The 11,848-nt window shown below is 40.3% G+C and carries 11 protein-coding genes; 7 read left to right on the top strand and 4 right to left on the bottom strand.

Going from position 1 to position 11,848, the window contains the following annotated elements; genetic code table 11:
• Positions 1-55: 55 nt before the first annotated feature.
• Positions 56-244: a hypothetical protein gene (locus tag ACGTNH_RS16420; RefSeq protein ID WP_394588017.1), complete on the bottom strand. Its 189-nt coding sequence runs from the start codon at positions 242-244 to the stop codon at positions 56-58.
• A gap of 72 nt (positions 245-316) precedes the next feature.
• On the opposite strand from ACGTNH_RS16420, the gene ACGTNH_RS16415 reads away from it, so the two are divergent.
• Positions 317-982 (top strand): VC0807 family protein, encoded by a 666-nt coding sequence (locus ACGTNH_RS16415; RefSeq protein ID WP_394588016.1) that lies wholly within the window; start codon positions 317-319, stop codon positions 980-982.
• 69 nt (positions 983-1,051) lie between these two features.
• Here the strand turns inward: ACGTNH_RS16415 and ACGTNH_RS16410 are convergent, their stop codons facing one another.
• Together ACGTNH_RS16410 and ACGTNH_RS16405 are read right to left on the bottom strand one after the other, a co-directional pair.
• The gene (locus ACGTNH_RS16410; protein WP_394588015.1) at positions 1,052-3,091 is read right to left on the bottom strand and encodes a bifunctional metallophosphatase/5'-nucleotidase; all 2,040 of its coding nucleotides are present in this window, start codon (positions 3,089-3,091) and stop codon (positions 1,052-1,054) included.
• Between the two features lie 492 nt (positions 3,092-3,583).
• Positions 3,584-4,693, bottom strand: coding sequence for an oxidoreductase (locus ACGTNH_RS16405; protein WP_394588014.1), 1,110 nt, complete (start codon positions 4,691-4,693; stop codon positions 3,584-3,586).
• 197 nt (positions 4,694-4,890) lie between these two features.
• Here ACGTNH_RS16405 and ACGTNH_RS16400 point away from each other — a divergent pair, with 197 nt between their 5' ends.
• The 3 genes from ACGTNH_RS16400 to ACGTNH_RS16390 all read left to right on the top strand — a co-directional run bounded on the left by ACGTNH_RS16400 (position 4,891) and on the right by ACGTNH_RS16390 (position 7,434).
• Positions 4,891-5,520, top strand: coding sequence for a flavodoxin family protein (locus tag ACGTNH_RS16400; RefSeq protein ID WP_394588013.1), 630 nt, complete (start codon positions 4,891-4,893; stop codon positions 5,518-5,520).
• A gap of 228 nt (positions 5,521-5,748) precedes the next feature.
• Positions 5,749-6,999, top strand: coding sequence for a CYP152 family fatty-acid peroxygenase CypC (cypC, locus tag ACGTNH_RS16395; RefSeq protein ID WP_394588012.1), 1,251 nt, complete (start codon positions 5,749-5,751; stop codon positions 6,997-6,999).
• Between the two features lie 78 nt (positions 7,000-7,077).
• Complete coding sequence (locus ACGTNH_RS16390; RefSeq protein ID WP_394588011.1) at positions 7,078-7,434, top strand: DUF2512 family protein; 357 nt, start codon at positions 7,078-7,080, stop codon at positions 7,432-7,434.
• A gap of 39 nt (positions 7,435-7,473) precedes the next feature.
• Here the strand turns inward: ACGTNH_RS16390 and ACGTNH_RS16385 are convergent, their stop codons facing one another.
• Positions 7,474-8,253 (bottom strand): TatD family hydrolase, encoded by a 780-nt coding sequence (locus ACGTNH_RS16385; RefSeq protein WP_394588010.1) that lies wholly within the window; start codon positions 8,251-8,253, stop codon positions 7,474-7,476.
• A gap of 135 nt (positions 8,254-8,388) precedes the next feature.
• On the opposite strand from ACGTNH_RS16385, the gene ACGTNH_RS16380 reads away from it, so the two are divergent.
• From ACGTNH_RS16380 to ACGTNH_RS16370, 3 genes are all read left to right on the top strand, one after another.
• On the top strand, positions 8,389-9,351 hold the full coding sequence (locus tag ACGTNH_RS16380; protein WP_394588009.1) for an ATP-grasp domain-containing protein: 963 nt from the start codon (positions 8,389-8,391) through the stop codon (positions 9,349-9,351).
• A 392-nt stretch (positions 9,352-9,743) separates the two neighbouring features.
• Positions 9,744-11,126 carry a sensor histidine kinase gene (locus tag ACGTNH_RS16375; RefSeq protein WP_394588008.1) on the top strand — a complete coding sequence of 461 codons (1,383 nt, stop codon included), beginning with the start codon at positions 9,744-9,746 and terminating at the stop codon, positions 11,124-11,126.
• The gene (locus ACGTNH_RS16370) at positions 11,123-11,809 is read left to right on the top strand and encodes a response regulator transcription factor (protein WP_394588007.1); all 687 of its coding nucleotides are present in this window, start codon (positions 11,123-11,125) and stop codon (positions 11,807-11,809) included. Before ACGTNH_RS16375 ends, ACGTNH_RS16370 begins: the two co-directional genes overlap by 4 nt.
• Positions 11,810-11,848: the final 39 nt, after the last annotated feature.

Below are 11,848 nucleotides of genomic sequence, written 5' to 3'. Positions count from 1 at the left end.
AGTGTTCGTGTTTTTGTGTAAAAAAATACCCCTTTTTACAAAGAAGGGGACGCAGCTATGATTCGAATTGTTTGTAATAAGCTCTTCGGTAGAGAAAAAATTGGGCGCCTGTGAGGCTGATAAATAGAACTGTAGGGATTGGCCAATCAAACGGTGCATCTTGTGCCGTTCGTAATAAATAGTACAAGACAACGCTTAGTACTCCGGTTAGTACAGGATAGACGTAAACTTGCCACTTTCTCATAGATAATCTCCTTTAATCTTATGTTTTGTTAGTTTACAATAAATGTATGTTGATTTAATCGGAGGTTGGGTGATGAAGAATAACTTTGTGCTGCTTGATTTGATTTTTTACGTTGTCTTCCCGCTGGCTATCTGGAACCTTACCCGCGATTCCCTCGGCGATTACTACGCGATGCTGTTATCTTCTGTTCCTGGCATCATCTATACAATTTTTCGATTTATAGCCTTGAAAAAGGTCAATGTGTTCGGCCTCTATATTATTTCAACGCTGGTCGCAGGAACGCTCGTCGATGTTCTCTCGGGAAACGCCATCCGTCTATTGTGGAACAACGTGATTTATTCTTACGTCATAGCTGCCATCTTTTTATTTACCCTTATTATTAAGAAACCGATTGCTCTCTATTTTGGACTAGACTTCGTTGAACTTCAAGGGCATGATCGAGCGTTCAGCAAGCGTTTATTTTATCAAAAGAAAATTTATCGGATTTTTGCATGGATTGTCGTTGGCTTCGCTTTCCAAGATATAATATTGGCTACAATCAAAGCCTGGCTCATTTCAGCATACGGTGTAGAGGCATTTGATAAAGGTATTATTATTCGTCAAGTTATTAATTGGGGGCTGACATTTATAATTATGGGCGGATTTTTTTACATAGGAAAGGTCATAAACGAGTCCCCGGAATTAATTGAAAAGGTGAAAAGAGAATTGGAAGAAGAAGAGGAGGAATTAAGCGGTTGAAGTATAGGGAGTAGAGAATTACTTTAAAATAAAATCCAGCAGAGCCCCCACTCTGCTGGATTTCTTTAATTATTCTTCTATTAAACGATCATCAAATGCGTCATCTGGATTAATCGTTTCTCCGCGGTCACGAATATCACGTAAATAGTCGGCAAATAGTTCACGCTGGAAGTCAGGATCTGACTCCCACTCGACTTCACCAAATGTGTAATATCCGTCTCCTGAGCCTGTAGACAAGAAGTTGTTCGTTACTACAGAGAACGTCTCGTCATTGGATTCGCCTTCTGTGTAAACAGGTGTTCCATCCCAAAGTTCAATGGAAGATACCCGCTCTCCATCAGCTTGAGAAGGATCATATACAACGTTCATCCCGGAGAACTGAATTTGCATGAAGTTCGAATCATCTTCTGCCGGGCCTTCTAGAATTTCTTTAATTTGTTCGCCTGTCATGTCAGCTGTTACGTTATAGTTATCAAATGGCAATACTTCAAAGACGTCTCCATACGTAATTTCACCGGCGCTTATATTATTACGGATTCCTCCACTATTTTGGAAAGCAATATCCGTCTCAGCTCTTTCACGCATAGCGTCTGTAATCATATTCCCTAACTGGCTGACACCAAGGTCCCCATACTTGCGATCACGTGTAATCGGTCCTTCTGTAGTAGAAACGACTTCGCTTGTAATTTCCTCGACTTCGCCTTGATAGTATTCTACGATTTCTCTAACACTTTCATCTTCTCCCGCTAAGTGTGAATAGGTTTCCAGCATACCTACTTCAGAATCATAGATTTCCTTTGAATCACGATCAACAAAGAATTGAATGTGGCCAATTGCATTTGTATATTCATCAGCCTCAACCACAGGTATGTTATTGATATGGCCAGCTACACGTTCATGAGAATGCCCGCCTACCAGGGCATCGAGTCCGCCATTTTCAGCACCGGCCAGGTCAGCTAGCTCACCCATAATTTCGTCTGTTGTTTCCTCATGCCATCCAGGGAGATGGGAAGTTACCATCACCATATCAGCGCCTTGCTCTTTAAGTTCAGCTGTAAGCTCTTCAGCAATCGGTGCTGGTGTAGGGAATTCTAATCCTTCTACGTGGGTGGAGAGTGTCGTTTCTGGAGTTTCTGTTGTAGCAAACCCAATAATTCCCAGCTTATAGCCGGCAACTTCAACTATTGTATAAGGCTCTGCCCATTCTGGACGTTCTCCAGTTTCTTCTTCAAAAATATTGGCCCCTAGAATCGGGTAGTTTGCATCTTCCAGACGGTCCTGTAAAACATCGACGCCCCAATCAAATTCATGGTTGCCGATAGCACCAGCGTCATAACCTATATCATTTAATGTTTCAATGGTAGACAATCCGTCGAATGAATTAGAGATCAAGGTGCCCTGCATCGTATCTCCGCCATCAACAACGACTGTACCTTCCTCATTTACGGAGCGAAAATCTTCAATGATGCCGCCGACGAGAGCCATTCCGCCTTGTTCATATTCTGTGTCCTGTTCTATGTTCCCGTGAATATCGTTCGTTGATAGAATATCAATAACATCAAATACGAGCGGCTTGAAAGATTCAGCTACTTCTTCTCGAGACATAGGCTCTGTAGGGTTAAATTCATCTTCAAAGGAAATATCAAATGCCCCGGCAAGCGTAGCATAGGCCACATAAGGCTTCGCTTCTGCAGGGATTGAATCAACATCATTAAAATTGTTTAAAACCTCTAAATCTACATCGGGTTTTTCTCCATTATTCATAGCCAGAGTAAATACTTTAGCCATATCTACTTTTGTAATAGGTTCGTTAGGGTTCGCTCCTTTGCCTTTATTTGATGAATCAGAGAAGAAAATATCTTTAGGGCTCAGGCCTTCCATTTCATCTGCGCGCTGCAGCATCTTCTTCACTTCATTTCTGGTAATCTCGTTATTATTATGTACTTTCCCATTACCTTTTTCCTGCATGATCTCTTGATCGATCATTAACTCTGTAGCACTCATGTTCACGGCATCAGTATTTGTATCCGCTTGTACTGAATCGGCTTGGTAAAGCGAAAGTGCCATAATAGGAACGGCGAGCACGGTTAAGAATTGGCTCTTTTTCATAGATTGCTCTCCCCTTAATTTGTAGTAGTAAACCGTCTTAAATGTAACAAAATGATTACAAATTAGGAATCAACCAATCTATCTAATTTTTTTCATACATCGGCAGGTATATTTGGAGATTATGTCTAAATATGTAATTAGGACTATTTTGTTCATATTGGGTACCTTTTTGATTGTTTTACTATTTGAATGTTGTGATAATTTGCCTAAGGAATTTAAGAGGTAGGTCTATTCATCTATAAACTTAGAAAGGATGTGCGACTTGAGTCTTAAATCTACTATTTATAAAATTTTAAGAATATGGAATGATGTAGATGCAGTCCGGAAGGGGAAAATAGGTAAGAGAGTTGGTCGGAGAGCAGCAGGGAAAGCAGCAGGAAAGACAATTAAGAAGATCTTTAAATAAAAAGTAATTAGTTGATTAGGTTGATGTGCATGGTTCATTTGTCATAAATAAGCCGTCTCCTATTTATGGAGACGGGTGCTGTTTTTTTATGGTGTGAGTTCTTTTTCAAGTTCGTGTTCTTTTACGTAAGCTTTAGGAAGTAACGTATTCTGAAAATCAAATGCTTCTAATTTCATTCCTTTTTTTACTTTATGAGGGAGGTCAGGGTTTGCTAAGGCGCCTGTCCCAATAGAAATTAAGTCAGCTTCATTGTTGCTTAATACTGTTTCAGCTGTTTCCGGATCGCCAAGCTGACCGTTAGCAATAACAGGCAGATGACTAAATTCTTTTGCCGCCTGTGCTAATGTACGAGTTGCTTCGCCGAATGAAGGCTGAGTCCCATCAGCATCAGTAACATGTATATAGTCCAGGGAAGTTACTCCGAGCTTTGTGAAGATATGTTCAGCCTCTTTTTCGCCTTCAGCCCATTTGTGCTCACCATCAGCAACTTTTGCCTGGGAAATTCTAATCCCCAAAATATAATCATTGCCAACAGCCTCCCGTACGTCCTCTATAAGCTCAACTATAAGGCGTAAACGGTTATCAACAGAACCTCCATATTGATCATCACGCTGATTTAAATAATCGGTAAGGAACTGATCAAGCAAGTAGCCATTAGCTCCGTGTAATTCAACACCATCAAATCCCGCTTCTTTAGCACGCAGGCAGCTTTGCACAAAGGCTTCTTTTGTCTGCCTAATTTCCTCTTCTGTCATTGCTCGCGGTTCAGGGAAGGATCCTTTTCCTCCATAAAACTCCAGTTGTTCGCCTTTTGGAGCTACTGCAGACGGGGCGATCGTTTCATTTGTATAAGGATTTCCTTGACTCTGACCGCCGGCGTGCATTATTTGAGCGATGAACAAAGCTCCGTTATCTTGAACGGCTTCTACGACTGGTTTCCAGGACTCTGTGTGACTTCCGTTCGCTAGTCCTGGCTGGTTGTAATATCCTTGACTGTTTTTATCGTCAGGATATATTCCTTCTGAAATGACGGTGTTAAAACCTCCCTTGGCATAACGTTCATAATACTTTTTCATCGTAATGTTCGCACGTCCGTCATCTTCCGCGCTGATCCTCGTCATCGGCGCCACGACGAATCGGTTGTCTATTGTTTTATCTTTCAAATTAAATGTGGAATACAGTTGATGATAATTCACGGTATAACCTCCTGAATGTAATTCTAATCACTATCCTATCTGTCTGAAATCTCATATTCAAGATAAATGCTTGGATGCTATTCTACACCCTTGTCTTATCCTTACCCGTTTTTTGAGAATCTAAAAAGATGTTCTTTTGTTTGCGACCTTAACTATAAGGGAATATTTTCAATACTTTCAATTAAAGGAGGATAAAAATGTCAGCATTAAAAGCTTTATTTCTGAATGCTTCATTGAAGAGTTCAAATGAACCATCTAATACTGAAGGATTGGCCCAGGAGGTCATTGAGCACTATTTAAAAGAAGGGATCGAGAGTGAAGTCATACGACTTGCCGATTATCAAATTCCTTACGGGATCGAAAAAGATATGGGAGAAGGGGATGAGTGGCCTCAAATATTCGATAAAGTAAAAGAGGCCGATATTGTTATTCTTTCTTCACCGATTTGGCTTGGAGAAAAAAGCAGCCTTGCTACTGTAGCAATGGAACGCTTAAATGGCAGCAGCGGAGAAACAAACGAAAAGGGGCAGGCGATTTATTATAATAAGGTGGCTGGAGTCGTTATTACAGGGAATGAAGATGGGGCTAAGCATGTAGCATCTTCTTTGTTATATGGTCTTTCTCATTTAGGATTTGTCATTCCGCCAAATGCGGATGCCTACTGGGTAGGAGAAGCCGGACCGGGGCCGTCCTATTTGGAAGAAGGCGGTCAAGAAAATGAGTTTACGAAAAAGCATGTGGAGATGCTTGCTTATAATACGATGCATTTAGCTAAAATTTTCAAAGAACATCCTATTCCTGCCGAGGGAAATGTGGTAGAGGAGTAAATGTAAAAAAGAATCCGGGCGATAAGCAAAGCCTTACGCCAAATAAAAAAATAGAATCGTATAATCTCAGATCATTATCGTAATGAGTATCCGTAGATTCCTGTGGGAATTGCTTGAGTTGAAACTCCCGCAGGAAAGCGGTCTGTGCTTTACGTGGAATCTGAGGACTATGAATGTAAAGGAATTGAAACAATAAAATTGTAAGCTATATAGAAAAGGAGAATCGCCATGAACAAAATCCCAAGAGACGGACGCTTTGACCAAAGCATTAATGTTTTACGTGAAGGATATCGTTTTTTACCTGCGCGATTTGAACGGCTACATACCGATATCTTTCAGACTACTTTACTTGCTGAAAAAGTCATATGTGTTACGGGGGAAGAAGGTGCCAGGTTGTTTTATGATAAAGAAAAGTTTCAACGAAAAGGCGCTCTTCCTAAAAGAATCGAGAAATCATTGTTTGGTGAGAATGCGATACAAGGGATGGACGGGAATCCGCATCAACATCGAAAACTTTTGTTTATGTCATTAATGACTACAGAACATTTAGAGCGCCTTAGTCAGATGACAACGGAGCAGTGGAGAAAAAAAGCAGGGGAATGGGCACCTGACGAAGAAATCGTACTTTTTGAAGAGGCGAAAGAAGTATTGTGCAGAGCAGCTTGTAAATGGGCTGGTATTCCATTAGAAGAGAATGAAGTTACTGAAAGAGCAGAACAGTTATGGTCTATGGTTGATGCGTTCGGAGCGGTAGGACCTAGACATTGGAAAGGGAGAAAGGCGCGTGCAGAATCAGAAAAGTGGATGGAAAAGAAAATCCTTGATGTACGTGAACAGCGGTTACAGGCTTCCGAGGATACAGCTTTATATCAAATGGCTTTTCACAAAGATACAGAAGGAAACTATTTAGATTCCCAAATCGCAGCAGTTGAACTCCTAAACGTGATTAGACCAACGGTAGCAGTCGCAGCTTATGTGGCATTTGGTGCTTTAGCTTTACATGAGGACCAAGAGCAGGAAGCAAAAGTAAGAGGTGCTGACTCCGTTTACATTGAAATGTTTACTCAGGAAATTAGAAGATTATTTCCTTTCGTACCTTTTTTGGGAGCGCGTGTCCGCCGGGGATTTATTTGGAATGGGTTTCATTTTAAAAAGGGACGTTTAGTGCTTCTTGATATTCATGGGACTGATCATGACTCCCGGTTATGGGAACATCCTCACGAATTTAAGCCTGAACGGTTTCGAGATTGGAAGGGAGGTCTATTTGATCTCATTCCTCAAGGAGGAGGGGAACACTACACTGGACATCGTTGTCCGGGAGAATGGATTACGATAGAAGCCATTAAATCCAGTATGAGATTCTTAACGAATGAATTAGAGTATGATGTTCCTTCCCAGGATTTAAGCTATAGCGTGACGAGAATGCCATCTTTACCGAAGAGCGGTGTAGTTTTAACAAATATAAGAATAAAACCTTAATGGTGCTCGCATAGAGGTGAGAAATTGCGAAAGACTAATAATCACCTCAGCTTCTTGTGAAAAGAAAGAAGGAATCTTATGACGAGCCTATTAGTTAAAGTGTTTGCCTTGCCAAGCTTATTAGTATTGGCGATGTACTTCTTGGATAGTGTACAATATGGAGCAATCTGGCAGCCTCTTCTAGTTGCTTTAGTCCTGATTATAGTTGGTTTACCTATGGAGAAGAAATGGGTGCGCGGCGGTAATCTTTGGGGCAGTGTACTAATGGATGTGATCAGTGCATTCTTCATTATATGGGGGATGTCGAATATGTTTGGAACGGCGGAAGTAACGTTTACAGGAGCTTTAATCTTATCTCTCATTATTGGTCTTTGTGAATATTTTCTTCATCACCATATATTGAAAATGAATACCCATAACGCTGCAACGGAATAAGAATGAGCCGCAGAGGATTTGATCTTCTGCGGCTCATTCTTATTCTGGATGAGACAGCTGATAAAAGTTTATTGTGTTTGACAGGAGCTGTTTATATACTGTTTCGACGCTTACCTTTTTGATTTCACTGATGGTTTTCACGGAGTCATGAATCATTCGAGGATGGGTCCATTCAGCTTGTTTGAAATCCCAAGGTCCGTCAGTTTCCACCATTAGTAATTCCAGCGGATAATCCTGGATCAATTGATGAGTTCTCTCTTTATAAAGGCAATCGGGAGTGACAGAAACATGATAACCGTTTTGTTTCAAACGATGGACGGCAGCTGAATTCCCTTTGAACCAATGGAAATGTGCTTTTTTTACATTGTGTTGTTCTAATAAGTCACATGCTATTCCAGCATCTTCATAGATGGCGTGAAGCACAATTGGTTTATTATAATACGCAGATTTCTTTATGAATTTTTCCAGCAGCTCTATATACGGTTTTAAAGAAAGAGAAGGGTCTTCCTGACGAAGGTAATAAGGAAGGCCCACTTCGCCGATTGCTGTTAGATCCTCTTTATACTTATCGATGAACGAAAAAAGCTCATCTATTTTGTTTCCAGTATGGAGCTGCTGTTCCGGGTGGAAACCGGCTGCTGTATGCACACGAGGGTGGTTTTTCGCTAATTGGAGATTGTGCGAAGAAGAAGGAAAGTCGCTTGAGACCGTAATTAATCCTTCAATATGATAACGGCTGAGTTCGTTTAAGATTTGCTCCCTTTTTGATTTATCATACCAATCTAAGTGGATATGAGCATCTATAATCCTATGAGACATAATTACCTCCTTCACCTTATTTAGATCTCTAGTATAACGTAATTTACGGAGCAGAAAGCAATGCATAGTAAGCTGCTGTGTATTATATGTTATACTCTGAGAAAGAAATCGAGCAGCCTGGAAAGGAGCATATAAATGCCGAAAATCTACGTGATCCATGAAAATGATGAATGGACTGAACATTTAACTAAACATTTAAAGGAACTTGAACTTCCTTTTGAACTCTGGCATTTGAAAGAGGGAATCATTGATTTGAATAGTGAGCCGCCAGCGGGCGTATTTTATAATCGAATGAGTGCTTCTTCTCACACGAGAGATCATCGATATGCGCCAGAATTTGCGGAAGCTGTACTTGCGTGGCTGGAAAGACATGACCGAAAAGTGATTAATGGAAGCCGTGCTCTACGCCTGGAAGTAAGTAAAGTCAATCAATATATGGCTTTGAATCAATCAGGGATTACGACTCCAAAAACGCTCAGTTCTGTTGGAAAAGAACATATTATCGAAGCGGCAGAAAGATTGAATGAACCTTCTTTTATAACGAAGCATAACCGTGCTGGAAAGGGGCAGGGGGTTCAGCTCTTTCATTCGATGGAAGCTTTACGCGAGTACGTTTATGGCGATCGATTTGATGAACCAGTTGACGGGATCACCCTTATTCAGCAGTATATTGAAGCCCCTGAACCTTATATTGTTCGTCATGAGTTTATTGGAGGCCGATTTGCCTATGCGGTGAAAGTTGATACATCTGAAGGCTTTGAACTATGTCCTGCTGATGCTTGCTCCATTGAGGATTTAAATTGTCCGGCTGAGCAGCCTGACATAGCGAAAGGGGCTAAATTTCAAATCTTAGACGGGTACTACCATCCCCTTTTAAAGAAATATGAAGAGTTTATCCAAGCAAATGATATTCAAGTAGCGGGGATTGAAGCTATTCAAGATAAGAACGGGGAGTTGTATACGTATGATGTAAATACCAACACCAATTATAATTCAGAAGCGGAAGCTGTCGCAGGAGTCTATGGCATGCTGGAATTGGCTCGTTTTCTAGAAGCGGAACTGAATAGACTTTGTGAAAAACAAACGAATGCCGGATAGTTGTAGTCTTCCGTACATGATAAAATAATAGTGCAGCTATAGGATTTCCAAAAGTGGTTGACCATCTCCCTTTGGAAGGGAGGTGGTGAGTTGACAGATTATGAAATGGTGATGGTCGTCCTCACATCAAACCTTGTTTTGATTGGGATTGTAAAGATTGTATTAGCGATCATCAGGGAAACAAATAGAAAAAAGTAACCCTCCATTCTTCTATCATGAGTAAGAGGGGTGCTTTTTTAATAAAAATGGGTTGGCTTCTTTATAAGGACCTATAGCTTTCTAAACTGAGTGATTTATTCGCTCAGTTTTTTTGTAGATCTTCATAATTTCTCGAAAAAGTTACGATACAATGAACTTTCGAAAAAAGACTCTTAAATATTGGAGGCGCTTGAATGAGAAATAAGATCTCGGTGAAGTTAGGTCTGCTCTTTTTTATTCTCATTTTACTTGTTGAGTTTATTTTGTTTGTCATTCTATATACAAGTATTTCAAATGATCGGATCGACGAGGTAATGGAACAGCTGTTAGCGAGAGGTAATAGTCATCGGGATGTATTAGAAAAGAACTTTAACGATTCTACGTTAGATCATGTAGCCTTGATGGAATCTGAAGCAAGCACAGATGTGGTCATACTAGGGGAGAATTCAGAAATTTTGGCTGCATCCACGGAAGTTAGAGAAGAAAAACAAGCGATAATTGAAACTCATCAAGCAATGAATCATGAATCAGAGGAAATGGTAGAAGAGCGATGGGAAACGGAACCGTACGTAGCGACCATCTCCCCGATTCATATTAATGACCAGGTAAGGGGATACGTTTATATGTTTTCCCCATCTGAACAGATTTCTGATATTATTTCACAATTAGCTCGACAATTCATGCTTGCTGTTGCCATAACGGTAGTTTTCACGATGATAAGTGTAATGATTCTCACAAAATTTATTACCAAACCTTTAATAAAAATGAAGGAGCAGACAGAGTTAATCAGCCAAGGGAAAACGGATGTAGAGCTGCAGTACAACAATAAAGATGAACTAGGGGTCCTGGCTCAATCCATTCAAAAACTGGCTGAAGACCTTGGGCGATTAAAGGAAGAACGAAGTGAATTCCTTTCAGCGATTGCGCATGAATTACGGACTCCGTTAACTTATTTAAAGGGGTATGCTGACATTGTTTCAAAGGCTGGGGTAAGTGAAGACCAGAAAGTAAAATACATTAAGATCATTAAAGAAGAATCTGTTCATTTGACTCATATGGTTCAAGAACTATTTGAGTTAGCGAAAATGGATAATAATTCTTTTTCAATGGAGATGCAGAACGTAAACGTTATACCTCTTCTTCACCAAGTAAAAGACAGGCTTTATCCAATGTTAGAAGAGAAAAAGATGAATTTAATCATATCTAGTAAAGAGGATATCTATGCTCATATAGATCCGACTCGTTTTAAACAAGTGGTCATGAACGTGCTTGATAATGCTATTCATTATAGTCCAGCCTATACTACCGTCCAGGTTAATGTGGTAAATGAAACTAGTTATACCAGCATACGAGTACAAGATGAGGGGCCGGGGGTTCCTGAAGAAGCTGTAGAACATTTATTTGATCGTCTCTACCGTGTAGATAAATCTCGCTCTCGAGCTCATGGAGGAGCCGGCCTTGGTTTATCAATTGTAAAGGAAATCATCCATGCCCATGGAGGAGACGTCCGAGCACAAAATGGAACCCAGCAAGGGCTGATTGTTACCATGAAGTGGCCAAAGGAGGAGCGGAAGTGAAACGTATATTGTTAGTAGATGATGAACAAAGGATGCTTGACCTTCTGAAATTATACTTAGAGCCTCATGGTTACAAGTGTGAGACTGTACGTAGTGGTAAAGAAGCACTTGAGCTATTGAATAAGCAAGCGTATCACGTTATTCTATTAGATATTATGATGAAGGATATGAATGGATTTGAGACGTGTAAGTACATTAGGAAAAGGACAGATACTCCGATCATTATGGTTACGGCTCGAGATCAAAAACAGGATATATTGCAGGGCTTTCGTTTAGGCGCAGATGATTATATTACAAAGCCTTTTGACGAAGATATTTTATTAGCGAGAATTAATGTACTTCTCCGCCGTCAAGAAAATGGATTGAATATTAAATACGAAGGACTGGAGTGGAGAGAAGAAAAGCATCAGCTGCTTTATCATGAAAAAGAAATTAGTCTGACCCCTAAGGAATTTCAATTAATGGGGTTACTGATGAAGCACCCCGGAAGAGTGTTCGAGAGAGATCATTTAATAGAACTAATTTGGGGAGTGGATTCATATACAGAAAGCCGCACGATTGATTCTCATGTCAGGAACATTCGCGATAAAATCAGGATTTATGGATTTCCGGTTGATGATTACTTGAAAACTATTTGGGGAGTAGGTTACAAATGGGAAGTCGGAAAAAAGAAAGAGCCGTGATGTGGAAATATGCAGCTTCCTGGGGAACAGTCTGAGTTA

This window comes from Halobacillus sp. B23F22_1 (assembly GCF_043497005.1).
In the GTDB taxonomy this organism is placed as follows: domain Bacteria; phylum Bacillota; class Bacilli; order Bacillales; family Halobacillaceae; genus Halobacillus_A.
This window is presented reverse-complemented; position numbering and strand designations above follow the sequence as displayed.